14 protein-coding genes are annotated in these 16,046 nt (G+C 48.3%); 7 read left to right on the top strand and 7 right to left on the bottom strand.

The annotated features are described in order from the left end of the window. Positions 1 to 9 precede the first annotated feature (9 nt). Positions 10 to 207 (top strand): DUF2087 domain-containing protein, encoded by a 198-nt coding sequence (locus V6C21_RS02410; RefSeq protein WP_045085114.1) that lies wholly within the window; start codon positions 10 to 12, stop codon positions 205 to 207. 201 nt (positions 208 to 408) lie between these two features. Here the strand turns inward: V6C21_RS02410 and V6C21_RS02415 are convergent, their stop codons facing one another. The 3 genes from V6C21_RS02415 to V6C21_RS02425 all read right to left on the bottom strand — a co-directional run bounded on the left by V6C21_RS02415 (position 409) and on the right by V6C21_RS02425 (position 3,650). Beyond that, positions 409 to 2,649: a glycoside hydrolase family 3 C-terminal domain-containing protein gene (locus V6C21_RS02415; RefSeq protein WP_479268244.1), complete on the bottom strand. Its 2,241-nt coding sequence runs from the start codon at positions 2,647 to 2,649 to the stop codon at positions 409 to 411. A 115-nt stretch (positions 2,650 to 2,764) separates the two neighbouring features. After that, positions 2,765 to 2,932: an alpha/beta-type small acid-soluble spore protein gene (locus V6C21_RS02420; RefSeq protein ID WP_034841073.1), complete on the bottom strand. Its 168-nt coding sequence runs from the start codon at positions 2,930 to 2,932 to the stop codon at positions 2,765 to 2,767. A gap of 103 nt (positions 2,933 to 3,035) precedes the next feature. Beyond that, on the bottom strand, positions 3,036 to 3,650 hold the full coding sequence (locus tag V6C21_RS02425) for an amidase domain-containing protein (RefSeq protein ID WP_034841074.1): 615 nt from the start codon (positions 3,648 to 3,650) through the stop codon (positions 3,036 to 3,038). 149 nt (positions 3,651 to 3,799) lie between these two features. Between V6C21_RS02425 and V6C21_RS02430 the strand changes: the two genes are divergently transcribed. The 6 genes from V6C21_RS02430 to tsaD all read left to right on the top strand — a co-directional run bounded on the left by V6C21_RS02430 (position 3,800) and on the right by tsaD (position 10,161). Then, entirely contained in the window at positions 3,800 to 4,654 is an 855-nt protein-coding gene (locus tag V6C21_RS02430) for an SIR2 family protein (RefSeq protein WP_045085116.1), read from the top strand. 67 nt (positions 4,655 to 4,721) lie between these two features. Further along, a complete protein-coding gene (locus V6C21_RS02435; RefSeq protein WP_479268245.1) occupies positions 4,722 to 5,543 on the top strand; it encodes a DNA-3-methyladenine glycosylase family protein in 822 nt (273 codons plus the stop codon). A gap of 24 nt (positions 5,544 to 5,567) precedes the next feature. Next, the gene (polA, locus tag V6C21_RS02440) at positions 5,568 to 8,177 is read left to right on the top strand and encodes a DNA polymerase I (protein WP_479268246.1); all 2,610 of its coding nucleotides are present in this window, start codon (positions 5,568 to 5,570) and stop codon (positions 8,175 to 8,177) included. Between the two features lie 35 nt (positions 8,178 to 8,212). Beyond that, on the top strand, positions 8,213 to 8,635 hold the full coding sequence (locus V6C21_RS02445) for a low molecular weight protein arginine phosphatase (RefSeq protein ID WP_034841080.1): 423 nt from the start codon (positions 8,213 to 8,215) through the stop codon (positions 8,633 to 8,635). A gap of 18 nt (positions 8,636 to 8,653) precedes the next feature. Next, positions 8,654 to 9,109 (top strand): ribosomal protein S18-alanine N-acetyltransferase, encoded by a 456-nt coding sequence (gene rimI, locus V6C21_RS02450; protein ID WP_045085118.1) that lies wholly within the window; start codon positions 8,654 to 8,656, stop codon positions 9,107 to 9,109. Between the two features lie 38 nt (positions 9,110 to 9,147). Continuing rightward, on the top strand, positions 9,148 to 10,161 hold the full coding sequence (tsaD, locus tag V6C21_RS02455; protein ID WP_479268247.1) for a tRNA (adenosine(37)-N6)-threonylcarbamoyltransferase complex transferase subunit TsaD: 1,014 nt from the start codon (positions 9,148 to 9,150) through the stop codon (positions 10,159 to 10,161). 152 nt (positions 10,162 to 10,313) lie between these two features. Here the strand turns inward: tsaD and V6C21_RS02460 are convergent, their stop codons facing one another. The 4 genes from V6C21_RS02460 to V6C21_RS02475 all read right to left on the bottom strand — a co-directional run bounded on the left by V6C21_RS02460 (position 10,314) and on the right by V6C21_RS02475 (position 16,005). Beyond that, positions 10,314 to 12,320, bottom strand: coding sequence for a hypothetical protein (locus V6C21_RS02460; RefSeq protein WP_479268248.1), 2,007 nt, complete (start codon positions 12,318 to 12,320; stop codon positions 10,314 to 10,316). A 77-nt stretch (positions 12,321 to 12,397) separates the two neighbouring features. Next, on the bottom strand, positions 12,398 to 13,609 hold the full coding sequence (locus V6C21_RS02465) for an aspartate kinase (RefSeq protein WP_479268249.1): 1,212 nt from the start codon (positions 13,607 to 13,609) through the stop codon (positions 12,398 to 12,400). Between the two features lie 72 nt (positions 13,610 to 13,681). Further along, positions 13,682 to 14,572 (bottom strand): homoserine kinase, encoded by an 891-nt coding sequence (thrB, locus tag V6C21_RS02470; RefSeq protein ID WP_034841091.1) that lies wholly within the window; start codon positions 14,570 to 14,572, stop codon positions 13,682 to 13,684. 185 nt (positions 14,573 to 14,757) lie between these two features. Next, on the bottom strand, positions 14,758 to 16,005 hold the full coding sequence (locus V6C21_RS02475; RefSeq protein WP_479268250.1) for a homoserine dehydrogenase: 1,248 nt from the start codon (positions 16,003 to 16,005) through the stop codon (positions 14,758 to 14,760). Positions 16,006 to 16,046: the final 41 nt, after the last annotated feature.

Here is a 16,046-nt window from a genome sequence, read left to right on the forward strand (position 1 = left end):
TTTTTAAAATTGTCCAAATATCCCGCAAAAGCGAAAAAGAAGATAATAGTGCTGCAAAAAATTGCAGATCATGTTTATACTGAAAAAGAAATTAACGCTATATTAAAGTCAATTTATGAATTTGACTATGCGACTTTAAGACGTGAACTTATTGATTACGGTTTTATGAAGCGGAGCAATGACTGCACGAAATATTGGAAAGAATAATGTAATTTAACCCCAAGATGATTTAGAATGTTGAGAAAATAAAACAGTGTATTGACTATAATTCATCAATGGTCAATGGGATCCTGATCTTATATTATAAGAGAATCCCTTGTAACTTTAGGGTTGCAGGGGGTTCTTATAAATCAGGCATTTAGTTTTTACCGACCACCCAAAAAGTCCCGCCTTTTGGCGGGACTTTTTTTATAAGCGGTTGAGTTTTTTTATAAGGTTGTCGAATTCCTCCTGAGGGATATTTATTCCGGTCAAGTAAATATTCCTGAGCGGCATTTCGTAAATCCATTGGCTAAGCGCTTTTATGTCTATATTCAATCCGAATTTAGCCAAAAACTCCTGTAAAAGTGCGGTAGCAGCAGGATTTTTCGCAATTTCTCCTATCTGCGTCAATTTGTTGTACTTTGGCTTTCTGACAGCGCCGCTGTGGTAAACTACTGTCTGACAAAGAGGCGTATCCGCGGAAGAACCGCCGGCGAGGATTTCAAAAGTACCGCTCTCGACTTCAAAACTGTTGAGCTCGGTGTCATAATAAGCGAAATCGCGTTTTGAAAGGGTGAAACTGACGGTTTTTTCTTCTCCCGGTTCAAGTTCAACTTTTTCAAAGCCGCGCAGCTCCTTGAAGGGTCTCATTATGCTGCTTTCGACGTCCCGAACATAGAGCTGGACGGTTTCTTTGCCCGCCCTTTTGCCCGTGTTAGCCACTGTCACTTGAACGGTGAGCGTATCGCCGTCGCCGATTTCAGTTTTATCGGTCTTTATCCCTCTGTATTCGAATGTTGTGTAAGAAAGGCCGTGCCCGAACGGGAATAGGGGAGCAATCTGCTTCTTTTCATAGTAGCGGTAGCCGACAAAGATGCCCTCGCGGTATTCCACATAGTTAGGCTTCTCTCCGGGGAAGTTGAGGTAGGACGGGTTGTCGCTGAGCTTTTTCGGGAAGGTTTCAGCGAGCTTGCCGCTGGGATTGACATCGCCGAACAGGATATCAGCCGCGGCGCCTCCAGAGGCCTGACCGCAGAGATAGCCCTCCAGTACCGCCGACACCGAGCCTATCCACGGCATTTCGACCGGTGAGCCGTTAAAAAGCACGACAACAGTGTTTTTCTGCACATTTGAAACGGCCTCGATAAGTGCGTTGTGGCTGTCGGGCATCTTCATATGGCGGCGGTCATAGCCCTCGGATTCAAAGGAATCCGGCAGCCCTGCAAATATAACGGCGGCGTCCGCCGATTCAGCCGTTTTTACCGCTTCATCTATGAGCGCAGGGTCGGGAGCACCGGTTTCGTCGCTTAAGTCATAGCCGTCGGAATATAGAACGGTCAGCCCGGGGGCGGACTTCTTTATCTCATCGAGAGGGATATCCAGCATGGTGGGGTGAATGTGTGAGCTTCCGCCGCCCTGATAGCGCGGTTTTTTGGCAAACTGCCCGATGACCGCAAGGCGTCCTGTTTTTTTGAGCGGCAGTGTTCCGTCATTTTTGAGCAGAACCATGCACTGCGAAGCGATTTCACGGGCAAGTGCGTGATGTTCGCTGTCTGTGAATGTCTTTGTATGCGGGAAAGACTTTTTCGCCTCAATGCATTTCAAAACCAGGCTCAGGACATGCCCGACCGCCCTGTCGAGCGCTTCAGCCGGAATTTTGCCGCTTTTTACGGCGTCGATTATTTTCTGTGTGTTGACGCCAAAGCTTGTCGGCATTTCAAGGTCAAGGCCGGCGAGGACACCGTCGTCGCGCTCGTTTACTGCGCCCCAGTCGGATACCACCATTCCCTCAAAGCCCCACTCCTTACGAAGAATATCTGTAAGGAGGTACCGGTTTTCTGAACAGAATTCGCCGTTTAATTTGTTATAGGCGCACATAACCGTCCAAGGCTTTGCTTCTTTTACGGCGGTTTCAAAGCTCGCAAAATAGATTTCCCTGAGAGTCCGTTCATCTACTACGGTGTCGGTGGTCATCCGGTCGGTTTCTTTATTGTTGGCAGCAAAATGCTTTAGTGACGTTCCAACGCCTTTCGACTGAACGCCTTTAATGTACGCAGAGGCGGTCTGTGAGGAAAGATAGGGGTCTTCTGAATAATACTCAAAATTGCGTCCGCACAACGGCGAGCGCTTTATGTTTACAGCAGGGCCTAAAATAATAGAAATGCCCTGAGAGCGGCACTCATCCGCCAGTGCCGAGCCAAGGCGGGTTATAAGCGCCCTGTCCCATGAGCAGGCCAGCGCGCTTCCAGTGGGAAAGCATGTAGCAGGGTAACTTTCGCCCCGGACTCCGGTTTCCCTTCTCAATCCGTGAGGGCCGTCCGCCATCATAACCGACGGTATGCCGAGCCTGTCAACCGCTGCCGTATGCCAGCTGTCGCTTCCGGAAAGCATTGCGGCTTTTTCTTCAAGCGTCATCTGAGATATGAGTTTTTTGATGTCTTTTTCCATACAGTTCACTTCGCTTTTTATATATTTGGAAATTACTTATTACAAATATATTAACACGTTAATCTATGCTGTCAATAAAATTCTCCGCACCTATTGGTGCGGAGAATTCCGAGGTCTATTGTCCGATGTTGCGTTCCGCTATTTCAATCGCCTTTTTGACCATGTTACCACAGTCACGGCTTGAAACGGAACCCCAGCCTTCTCTTCTGACTTTATCATCGACGCCCAGTTCTTTGGCAATTTCAAATTTAAGCTTATCGCTCATAATTGAACGCCTACCCATAGGGCAAGACCTCCTTTTATCATGGTGAATGTCCATGAAAACGCCGCAATAACGGCGCAAGATTAGTATTATCTGCGATGAGATTATTATTTCTGTAAAATTTTTAATTTAAGAATCTGCCCTTTGTAAATCTCAAAATCCTTAACTTCTTGTATTCGTCAGGGAACTGCGCAAACCAGCCGAGGGGCTCGTCGAGCTTATCGTCGGTGTGGCAGCAGATGAGCACATCGTCCCATGTCGGGCCGCTTTTGGTGACATAAAGCCCGTGCCCGTACCTGTCGGGAATATAAGTAGTTACTACGAGCTGAATAACATCACCTTCAAGTATTATCCCGGGGTCAATGCTCGACCAGTCGCCCTCAGCAATCTGCTGCGCCATAGGGCCGAGCCGCTTTCCTGTGTCGGTGACATAACTGAAGAACTCCTCGACTCTGCACCAGCGGTTCGAGCCTATATTGCTTTTTGAGCCGTACCATATGCCCCTTACCTGCCGCACATCGTTTAATATGCGATCCGCATTTTTCTTTACTATATTTTCAGTAAAGCCGGGTATCCATCCGCCGTAAGCCGCCCAGACGCACTGGCTGATAAAGTTTGTGCAGTCTTGTCCGTCCGCGTAATAAAACAGCCGCTGTTCCGGCGGGACATTATAATTAAGTGCAAATGTCTGCGCATACATCTTTCCCAAGGTCGGGTTATAATCAAAATCACTCGGCATAAACAGCACCCCCACATAGGCATATATATGCACAAGTTGTTTCACTCCATGCCGGAAGTTTCGACGGAATAATTTTAGACAGGCGTGTTATATTGTAAAATAGTAACCGGCATAAGGAGGAATCGGCGGCGTTAGATTTTGAGGAAATAATGGCTTATTCGGCGGAAAACAGGAGCGCTTTTGACCGCCTTTGCGATGATATCAGCAGGATTGTGCCCTTTGTCGGCGCGGGCCTTTCGGCGTTTCTATACCCATGCTGGAAAGATTTTTTGAACCAGTCGGCGCAAAATCTTAACCCCGCCGAAAAATCGAAGGTGCAGTCGCTATTAGATAACGGAAATTACGAGGAAGCGGCGGGGATAATCGAGAAAAGCCGCGGGGACAAGTTCCGTCAGGATATCATCGAGGCCTTCGGGGAGCAGAAACTCAAGTCTCCTGAGGCAATAGGAGCTTTAAAGAATCAGGCGGTGTATATACTGCCGGAGCTTTTTGAAGGCCTTGTGCTGACTACCAATTTTGACAGGACACTGGAGCACGTATATGAGCTGAGGGGCAAGCGGTTTAAAGCGGTGGGCCATCCTCCACAGGGCGGGCTGCTCAGCGACGCCCTAAAAGGGATAAACTGCCCTTGCCTGTTTAAACTGCACGGCGACATAGAAAGCCCTGACCGCCTTGTTTTGACAGGGGAACGGTATGACTTCTGCTATCGGGAAGGGGGAGCCCTTGTCAGAGAGCTGGAAGCGGTCTTTTCAAAGAAAAGCGTCCTATTTTTGGGGTGCAGCCTCGAACAGGACAGAACAATGGACGTTTTCGATAGAATGCTAAACCCCGGTATAACCCATTACGCGATAGTCGGGAGCGCAGAAGAGGATATCGGGCGAAAGCGTACATTATCAATAAAGAAAAATATACAAGCTGTAATATACCCCGAGAAAGAATACAGCGCGGTGAAAACAATTCTCGAAAAAGCGTCAGCCCTTGTGGGAGGTTCATCTTGCAATTGACTATTTGAGTTTAAAATTATATTATATATCTGTATAGGCAAAATTGGCCCCGAAAGGTTAACTTAAAATGGACTCAGATAGATATATAATGAAGATTGATATAAACGCCTTTGACCCTGATGTGACGTTTGACTGCGGACAGTGTTTCCGCTGGGATAAAATTGACGAAGGCATATGGAAAGGTATTGCGCTGGGCAGAAGCCTGGAAGTAAAAAAGGACGGGGACTGGCTGTGTATATCGGGCGCCGAGAAGGCTATGGAGCCGAAGCTTAGGAAATATTTTGACCTCGACCGGGACTATAAACCGGTTCTGGAAGCCCTGTCTGCCGACCCGGTGCTGAAAAAGGCGATAAAGTTTGCCCCGGGGATTCGTATTTTAAGGCAGGAACCGTGGGAAACGCTGTGTTCGTTTATAATATCCCAGAACAACAACATTCCCCGCATAAAAGGTATTGTGTCCCGGCTTTGCGAAAATTTTGGAGACAAAATAGGGGAAAACGAGTATTCTTTCCCTGAAGCGTCGCGTCTGGCCCCACTTAATGAGGAGGACCTTGCGCCGCTTAGAAGCGGTTTTCGGGCAAGGTATATCCTTGACGCGGCAAGGCGCGTCGTGAGCGGTGAAATTGATTTTGACGCACTTACTTACATACCGCTTGCCGACGCGCGAAAGATACTGATGAAGATAAAAGGCGTCGGGCCGAAGGTTGCGGACTGCGTGCTTCTTTTCGGCTGCGGGCGTCTTGACGCATTTCCTATAGACGTTTGGGTCAAGCGTGTTCTTGCCAGATTCTATCCCAACGGTTTTCCGGAGGAATTCGCGAAGTACGGCGGCATAGCACAGCAGTTTCTTTTCCACTATGCCCGTTGCTGCCCAGACAGCGGATTTTAATTAAAGTGAAAAAAGGAGAAATTGATGAAGCTTCTTGTAATTGACGGAAACAGCATACTCAGCCGCGCATTCTACGGCATTAAACTGCTCTCAACGAGGGACGGTCTCTTTACTAACGGCATTTACGGTTTTGTAAACATATTGAACAAGCTGCTCGACGAAACGAAGCCCGACGCAGTGGCGGTGGCGTTCGACCTTGCCGCTCCCACCTTCCGCCATAATGAATACGACGGATATAAAGCCGGGCGAAAGCCGATGCCGGATGAGCTCCAGATGCAGGTGCCGATTTTAAAGGAGCTTCTTGACAAAATGGGCATTGTAAGGCTTGAGGCCGAGGGCTTTGAGGCGGACGATATATTAGGCACCGAGGCTGCTGCCTGCCAAAAGCGCGGGGACGAGTGCGTCCTTGCTACAGGAGACCGGGACAGCCTGCAGCTCGTCAGCGATAAAACCATAGTTATGCTTGCGGGCACAAAGGGCGGCAGGCCGGAAACAACTATTTACGATGTGGCGAAAATTCATGAAGTCTATGGTGTCGAGCCGCGGGAGCTTATCGAAGTAAAGGCGCTGATGGGCGATACCTCCGACCGTATTCCAGGCGTTCCCGGGGTCGGCGAAAAGACCGCATTGAAGCTTATTCAAGACTATAGGACAGTACAGTATATTTATGACCATCTGCCGGAGCTTGAAATCCGCGATTCACTAAGGAAAAAGCTTGAGGCGGGGCGCGACAGCGCTTTTATGAGCCGCGACCTTGCCGAAATCCGCACTAATGCACCGGTTGAAACGGATATAAACAAGCTGAAGATGGCAAAACCTGATAACGCAGGACTATATAAACTGCTGCGGCGCCTTGAGTTTTACAAGCTGATTGAAAAATTGGGGCTTCAGCAGGAGCCGGAGGTCATAGAGGCCGTATTGTCGGCCGAAACCGTGCCGGTTAAGGTCGCCGAGGACGGAGAAAAGCTGCTCGCGCGCCTGAAAAAGGCGGGAGAGGCCGACTTTTCAGCCGTAATAGGCGGCGAGATTGCCGCTCTTTGCTTTGCGTTCGACAAAGATGTCCAAGTGGCTTTGCCGGAAAAAACAAAAGGTTATGATAAATTTTTAAAGGGATTTTTCGAAGATGAAAATATAAAAAAGCGCACCCATGACATAAAGCCGATACACGCGAAGTGCCTTAAATCGGAATATGATTTTCGCGGTGCCGCGTTCGATACAATGCTGGCGGGGTATGTGCTTGACCCTCTCTCAAATTCATATGAGCCGTCAAGACTCTGCGCAAAATTAGGGGTAACCCCACCGGCGGCCGACTGCCCCTTCGGCCTCATTGAGGACGTTGTTGAGGCCACAAAAACCGCTGTTGCAGTGCGTGCCCTTTATCCTGTAATGTCAAAAAAGATAGAGGAAAACGGGCAGGAACGGCTTTATTATGACGTCGAGCTGCCGCTTGCCGGTGTCCTTGCCCAGATGGAGACAGTCGGCTTCAAGGTTGATGCCGAGGGTATAAAGAATTACGGCGAGGCGCTGGAATCAAAGCTAAAAGAGATAGAAAAGCAAATTTATGAATATACGGGATATGAGTTTAATATAAATTCACCGAAGCAGCTCGGAATGGCCCTTTTTGAAAAGTTGGGGCTGCCGGCAAAGAAAAAGACAAAGACGGGCTATTCCACCAACGCGGAGGTTCTCGAAGGCCTGCGCGGCTATCACCCGGTAATTGACCTTCTGCTGGAGTACCGCCAGCTGTCGAAGCTCAAGTCAACCTATACTGACGGGCTTGTAAAGGTAATAGCCAGCGACGGGCGCATACACACAAACTTTAACCAAGTTGAAACCCGCACAGGAAGGATAAGCTCCACCGAGCCGAATCTGCAGAATATACCGGTCCGGAGCGAAGTAGGGCGGGAACTGCGCCGCTTCTTCATTCCGGAAAAGGGCTGCGTATTGGTCGACGCGGACTATTCGCAGATTGAGCTGCGGATACTCGCCCATGTCGCAAACGACAAGGCCATGATTGACGCCTTTAACAACAAGGTTGATATACACACGCTCACAGCTTCTCAGGTGTTTAATATGCCGCTTAGTATGGTGACACCTCTTATGCGTTCCCGCGCGAAGGCGGTCAATTTCGGCATAGTTTACGGCATTAGTGCCTTCTCCTTGTCTCAGGATATCGGCGTTTCGGTTAAAGAGGCCGACAGCTACATTAAAGGCTATCTAAATAAGTTTTCCGGTGTCCGCAGTTATATGGAGCATGTCATCAAGAGCGCATATGAAAAAGGCTATGTGGAGACGCTGCTCGGACGCCGCCGCAATCTGCCGGAGCTTGCATCTTCAAACCGCAACATAAGGTCTTTCGGGGAACGGGTTGCGCGCAATACCCCGATTCAAGGCACCGCAGCGGACATTATCAAAATCGCGATGATAAGGGTGCACGACCGGCTGTTGGCGGAGCATATGAAGTCAAGGCTGATTCTTCAGGTTCATGACGAGCTTATAGTCGAGGCGCCGAAAGAGGAAGCGGAGCGCGCAGGGAAGATACTCCGCGAGGAAATGGAAGCCGCGATGAAGCTGTCCGTAAAGCTTGAAGCAGATGTTCACTGCGGCGATTCATGGTACGCTGCTAAAGGCTGAATTTCAATTATTGCTTTTTGCAAAATGGAGTGGCTATGAAAAAGATTTTATTTGTCTGCACAGGTAATACCTGCCGAAGCCCTATGGCCGAGGTTTTGTTTAATAAAATGCTAAAAGAACGCAATATCACCGATATATCCGCCTCCAGCGCGGGTATAGCGGCGTATACCGGTTCGCCCGCCTCTGACAATGCGATGGCAGCCGTAAAAGAACTCGGCGCCGATTTAAGCCAGCACAAAGCGCGTCTTGTCACCCGCAGGCTGATTGAAGAGAGCGACGAAATCTATTGCATGTCGGATTCTCACGCGAAGGCGCTTATCGGCCTGTTCCCCGAAGCCGAGGATAAGATAAGGGTACTGGGCGGGGGCATTGAGGACCCGTTCGGCGGGGATATAAATGTTTACAGAGCGTGCAGGGACCAGATTCTTGCCGCTTTAAATGATATAATAAAGCGTTGAAAGGAATGGCTTTGTTTTATGGACGACCACTTGCGACGCCCGCAGATTGTCAAAATGCAGGCAAGGCATATCGAGGAGATTGCAGAAATCGAAAAGCTCAGTTTTTCGAAACCCTGGTCTTTTGAGGCACTTGCCGAGGAACTTTCAAACCCGCTTGCAGTTTTTCTTGTAGCGGTCATTGACGGCAAAACTGTTGGATACGCCGGAATGCACCACATAATTGATGAAGGGTACATCACTAACATCGCGGTTCACCCCGACTACCGCAGGAGGGGCATTGCGACCGCTCTTATAAATGAGCTTGACAATTACGCGAGAAAAAAAGGTCTTGCTCTGCTAACGCTTGAAGTCCGCTGCTCAAATGTGGTGGCGATCGACATTTACAGGCGCGCGGGCTTTGATGAGGCTGGAATACGCAAGGGGTTTTATGATGAGCCCAAAGAGGACGCCTTGATAATGACAAAGTATTATTAAGACTTGCGACGTAAACTCAAATTACAGGAAGTGTTTTTTTGAAAATCCTTGCTTTCGAATCATCATGCGACGAGACAGCCGCCTCGGTAGTTGAGGACGGCAGGCATGTGCTTTCAAACATTGTTTCGTCACAGATAGAGATACACCGGATATACGGCGGGGTGGTGCCGGAGATAGCCTCCCGCAAGCACACGGAGGTTATTGCCCAAATAACAAAGGAGGCATTAAGAACCGCCGGCTGTGAGTTTTCGGATATTGATGCCATAGCGGTTACTTATGCCCCGGGCCTTATTGGCGCGCTGCTTGTCGGGGTAAATTTCGCCAAGGGGCTTGCATTGTCGCTCGGCGTGCCGCTGATTCCCGTTCATCACCTGCGTTCCCATATCGCGGCGAATTATATTGCGCACCCGGAGCTTGAGCCGCCCTTTTTATGCCTTGTGGCGTCGGGAGGCCACAGCCATATAGTGGAGGTCAAATCCTATACCAGTTTCAAAGTGCTCGGCCGGACGCGGGACGACGCCGCGGGCGAGGCCTTTGACAAGGCCGCACGTTCCCTCGGATTCCCTTATCCCGGCGGCAAGTTTATGGACGAGGCAGCGCATAAAGGCAATGCCGAAGCGATACATTTTCCAAGGCCGAAGGTGGAAGGCTCGCCGTATGATTTTAGCTTTTCCGGGCTTAAAACAGCGGTTATAAATTGTGTCCACAACGCTCAGCAAAAGGGCATTGAGATAAATAAAAACGACGTGGCCGCTTCATTCCAACAGGCAGTCGTCGATATGCTGTCGAAGCGGCTTATGATGGCGGCGGATAAATTCGGATATAAAAAAATCGCCGTCGCCGGCGGTGTGGCAGCCAATTCGGGGCTAAGGGAGCGGCTGGAAGCTGAGTGCAAAAAGCGGGGCTGCAGCCTGTATATGCCGCCGCTGTCACTGTGCGGAGACAACGGCGCTATGGTCGGCAGTCAAGGCTATTACGAGTTTTTAGCTGGCAACACGGCAGGGCCTGAGCTCAATGCCTGCGCGAACATGGAAATAGATACGCTTGAATAAAAAAACTGGGACTGTTTTTAAACAGTCCCAGTTTTTTAAGGCCCTGTTTCGTCCGGACAGCATTTTTGGAACACCATTGCCGTCTGATAGTTTAGCAATAAATTAGCTCAGCCGCCTATGGCGGCTGAGCGGAAGCCTGAGCTTGCCGTTTATTATCTCCAAAACTCTATCAGCGAGGAAAGCCTCTGGAAATGCACTGGGTTTAAAGCAGCTTGAACATCATTTTCACCGAGGCACGTCGCAAGGGTCGATATTACGGCGGTTGCTACACATATGATAAAAAACAGCCGCTGGGTAGGGCGCTTTGCCCCTTTCCTTTCGAAATAAGTAAGCGTCTCAAACCACAGGATAAGAGACGCAATCATAAAGACGGGGGTAATATCCAGCATATAGCGCTCAAGCACGCCGGCGAGCGTAATGTCGAGATAGGTTATAATTAGCGCAATAATAATCAGCAGGGCGGTGAAATGCTTAAGGCAGCGCCTTTCCTTGCCCATGCGCTTGATTATATATACTGAAGCGAAGAGTATGAGCATAATAGGATAATTGAACAGCCCGGCGCAGGGAAAGTTAAAGTAATACCCGGAGGAGACGTCGGGAGTCCTTTGGACAACATGGAAGAACGGAAAAGTCATATCGATATCCAGCGGCGCGAAAAAGTAATGGTAGATACCGGTTGGCAGTATGGCGAGGTTCGTCGGCTTGTTAAGACGTATGTCACTGACCGTGAGCTGGTATTTTTGGCCGAAGTCGAAAGGCGAACCGAATCTCACGTAGTTATAAACCATCAGGATTATCGCAAATACGGCGAGCGGTGTCAGGAAGCATACCATCCGTTTTAAATCCAGTTTTCCGGCCTTTTTGATAATCTGAGGGAGTATCAACGGGATAGATGCCGCTATATAGAAAACGAATGTCGGACGGGAAGCGACCATCAAGGCAAATGAAAGGCCGGAAGCGAAAAGGGTCAAAGATTTGTAGGCATTTTCCCGGGAACATAATACAGCAAACGCAAGCCCCAGAAACAGATAGGTGATCGCACAGGTTTCAGCCAGCTCATAGAACATGGGCCGGGCGATGAGCCAGAAGAACCCCGAACCGAACACAAGGGCGATTGCACCCGCCAAAAACGGCATAAACCCAGTATCGGGGAACCACTTCATGACAATGTTGTAATATAAAAACAGGCCTGCGAACAGCATTAGGAGAATATAAAGAAAACATGCAAATGAGGATGAGATATAGACCCCGGTCAACAATTTTATCGGCAGCATAAGGGTTATAACCGGTGTTATGCCGAAATAGCAATAGTATTTCCCGTTATAAAACGAACTGTCAAAAAGATAATCGAAATCCCTAAGGCTGGGGTCATATGGATTGGTAAGATTAAGCAGTTTTTCCGGAGGAAAAACCATTAGGCTGGCCTGCCCATTGCTGAACGCCTGCGTCAGCAGTTGGTATATATCGCTGGACATGCTTATATTTCTGTTAAACGGCAGTTGTCCATAGTTTACGTGAAGCTTCGCACAGATTATGGCTGCGGCGAAATAAATAATGCAAAGCGAAGTTCCCGCCAGATATTTTTTGCTGCCGACACTATAGTTCCACAACTGTGTATGACGGGCGGCGTATATTAAAAACAATATGGACAGAAATATTACAAAACGCGATATGCTAAAATGAAAATACGGAGAGTTTAACTCAACTGATTTTATCACCGGCCTGCCGATTGTACTTGAAAATGTGAATTTTAAGCTTTTGCAGTTTCCGAAGGTGTTAAGGCGTATATATTTTGAACTCTCAATATGCGGATAATATGACCAAATTCCAGCGTCCTGTTCTGATTGTGAGAAGTTTTCGTCGGTATAGCTTACTGAGACATTAAAGGACCCTGAGCCGTCAGTAATGAGCTTTATTGATTTTACTGAAGTTTCAGGATTGTCTATATAAAATTCGGAACCGTCTTGTATTGTAATACCTGTTTGCCCTATCCTGCAGTTATTGAGATTGGAAAATTCCGCTGTCCCAATGGTTTTATGTGCAGCATACGAGAATATTTCCTGAAAATATCTAAAGTTGAATATAAAAATCTCGGCGATTAAGGACAGCGCTACAAGAAAAACAATAGGGAATATGTTTTGATTTCTTACTTTTGACATAAGTCCTCCATGACCTTATGAAACCAATTAACATTATACCCCTGCTTATTAATAAAGCAGGGGTATTTATTATTGACTTAATCTGCTGGTTTAAAACGTTCGTGGATAGCTTTAACGGCCTTTTCAGAATCGTCTCTGTCAATAAGGACGGATATTTTGATTTCGCTTGTTGAAATCATTTGGATGTTTATATTTGCGTCATAAAGCGCCTCAAACATCTTTGCCGCTACACCGGGGTTTGACTCCATGCCAGCGCCGACGATAGAAACCTTGGAAATATGGTCATCATAAGTAATGCTTTTTCCTTTGAAGGAATTTATGTTGTCGTTTAAGATGCTGAGAGCTGCGTCAAGGTTGGGCTTTGCAACGGTAAAACTTAAGTCTTTCGTGTTGCAGCGTCCTATCGACTGAAGGATGATATCGACATTAATGCGCTTCTGAGCCAGAAGCGAGAATATCTTAAAGGCGATACCCGGCTCGTCTGGCAGCCCTATTATTGATATGCGCGCAATGTCATTGTCGCGGGTTACTCCTCTGACCAGCATTTTTTCCACGTTGACGACCTCCTTGACTTTAGTTCCGGGAACATTTTTAAAACTTGAAAGGACCTCGAGATTTACATGGTATTTTTTCGCCAGCTCAACTGAACGGTTATGAAGAACCTGCGCTCCGAGGGAAGCAAGTTCGAGCATTTCATCATAGGATATCTCATCGAGCTTGACGGCGTCACTTACTATCCTCGGGTCGGCAGTATATACACCGTCAACATCAGTAAAGATTTGGCACAGGTCGGCTTTAAGCGCTGCGGCAAAAGCTACTGCGGTTGTATCAGAACCGCCGCGGCCCAAAGTTGTTATGTCATCGTACTTGTTGATACCTTGGAAACCGGCAATTATTACGATTTTTCCTTTGTCGAGTTCAGCGTTCAGCCTATCGGTATCGATTTGTTTGATTCTTGCGTTTCCATAGGCTGAGTCGGTTTTCAAGCCGGCCTGCCAGCCGGTAAGAGAAATAACCGGAAATCCGAGTTTCTGTATAGCCATCGCGAGCAATGACATTGAAATCTGTTCGCCGCAGGAAAGCAGAACGTCCAATTCACGCTTTGAGGCTGCCGGGTTTATCTCCGCGGACTTTGCAATCAGGTCGTCGGTTGTATCGCCCTGAGCGGAGACTACGGCTACAACATTGTTGCCGGCCTTATAAGTATCTGTTATGATTTTCGCCACATTGCGAATCCTGTCCGCGTCCGCAACGGACGTGCCGCCGAATTTTTGTACAATAAGACTCATAAAATGCTCCTTCCTATATAATAACCGCCATATAGATTAGATGTTGCTGTTCCGAGGCGGCAAAATTCAATTTTACACGTTTTCGACAGTTGCGCCTTCTTCGTCACAGTCGAGCATTACAAGCTTCCAGTCGGGCATTTTGTTTTTCAGTACCTCGCTTACGCGGTCGGCAAAACCGAGGTCAGTCACATTGACCATCGCCATAAGCGTCGGACCCGCCCCGCTGATAAATGTTGCATATGCTCCGGATTTCAAGGCCAAGTCGAAGATTTCTTCCGCACCTTTTATGAATTTAAGCCGGTATGGCTGGTGAAGCCTGTCGCCGGCGGCAATTTTAAGATTGTCGAGCCTGCCGGAGAACAGCGACGCAGTCATAAGGGCGGCGCGTGAAAGATTATAAATAGCGTCTTTGTGCGGAACCATTTCAGGAAGCGCTGCGCGCGCCACTTCTGTTTTGAGCTCAAAATTCGGGATAAAGGCGGCAAACCTCAGCCTGCCGGAAATCGGGACCTTGACGCTGTAAACCCTGTTGCCGTCGAAAACGGAGGCAACGAGGCCGCCGAGTATTGCCGGCGTAGAGTTGTCAGGGTGCCCCTCAAGCCTTGCGGCAAGGTTCACCAAATCGTCCTTTGAGAGCGGGTCGCCCAGCAGTGCGTTAGCGCCGACAAGGCCGGCTACGATACAGGCCGAACTACTGCCGAGGCCGCGCGTCATCGGGATATTGTTTTCCTGAATAAGCTTCAACCCGCGGAATTTGTGCCCGCAGAGCTCATATAGAAATTTAGCGCTGCTGTATATGAGGTTTGTATCGTCAACGGGTACGCAAGACCCATCGCTTGTAGTTATGTCAATTCCGTCGGTTTCCTCCATCATCACCTGATTATACATTTTCAGCGCAAGCCCCAGGGAATCGAACCCGGAACCGAGATTCGCGCTTGTGGCGGGAACCCTTATTTTTATCATGACGGAAAACTCCTTTAACAACCTCAGGCGCTCCTACTACATTCTATAGGATACGCCTTTATTTGTGTTTAATCAATAATAATCGATGATGTCTGAAAACAAAATTTTTTGCATATCAGAGCCGCCTTAATTGCGGTTTTTCGATATAGCAAATACCTTTTTATATATAAAATCAAACAAGGTGGTCAGATATCGGCCATAACCCTTATCTTTGAAATCACGTTTATATCGAGTGAGGACAGGGAAGCGAGCGCCCTCTCAAATTGCCCTTCAGGCATAGGCTGTGTGATAAATGCGGCTTCGTCTTTCGGACTGTCAGGACAGACAGCTTCTGTTATCTTGCCGAAAAGCGGTTCTGCGGCTTTGAGTGTCATGGCCTTGTCATGGGATTTTACCCTGACAAAGAATGAAGATGCCATGTCTTTATAATCACATACATATCCCTTTTCGGCAGGGGCCCAGTATATGTATTTGCGGGCTCCGAGGTGTTTTGCCTCGTCGATTATGTCGGCAACGACGGCGCTTGCGGTCGGAAGCTTGCCGGCTCCGCGCCCGTAGAACACGACGTCGCCTATGGCGTCGCCGCGCACCATAATGCCGTTGAACACGTCGTCAACATTGGCAAGCTGGCTTTCTTTCTTGACAAAAGCGGGGCAGACAATAGCTGAGATCCTGCCGCCTTCAATCTTTTTTACACGGCCGATAAGCTTTATTACTCCGCCCCATGCCTCAGCGTATTTGACGTCCTCAAGGGTCAAATTAGTAATGCCCTCTGTATGTACGTCCTCGGGATAGACATGCTTGCCGAAAGCGAGCGAAGCGAGGATGCAGATTTTGCGGCAGGCATCCATGCCCTCGACGTCGGCCGCCGGGTCCCTTTCGGCATAGCCGAGTTTCTGTGCAAGCTCAAGGGCGGATTTAAAGTCCATGCCGTCAGAGATCATCTTTGTCAGAATAAAGTTTGTCGTGCCGTTCAAAATACCCGCAATCTCTTTTATTTCATTGGCGGCAAGGCATTGGCTTATCGGGCGCAGAATCGGGATGCCGCCTCCTACACTCGCTTCAAAGAGAAAGTTGGCGTTATGGTTTTTTGCAATCTCTAAAAGCTCCCAGCCATAAGCGGCGACAAGGGCTTTGTTGGAAGTAACAACGCTTTTGCCGGCCATAAGGCAGCGTTTCACATATGTGTATGATGGTTCGAGACCGCCCATGACTTCGACAACAATCTTTATATCAGGGTCGTTTATTATCGGGTCGAATGACTTGATGAATTTGTCCGAATAGGGTAATCCGGGGAAATCCCTTATATCAAGTATGTATTTTATGTCCATATCGATTCCGGCTTTGGAAATGATGCTTTTGTTGTTTTTATAAAAGACTTCGACGACGCCGGAACCGACAACGCCATGTCCCATTACAGCGATATAAACCATTTTGCCTGTGCCTCCTTAGCTGCCGCCGTAAATTTTGCAAA

This window comes from [Clostridium] cellulosi (genome assembly GCF_036762875.1).
Classification (GTDB): domain Bacteria; phylum Bacillota; class Clostridia; order Oscillospirales; family Ethanoligenentaceae; genus Ruminiclostridium_D; species Ruminiclostridium_D cellulosi.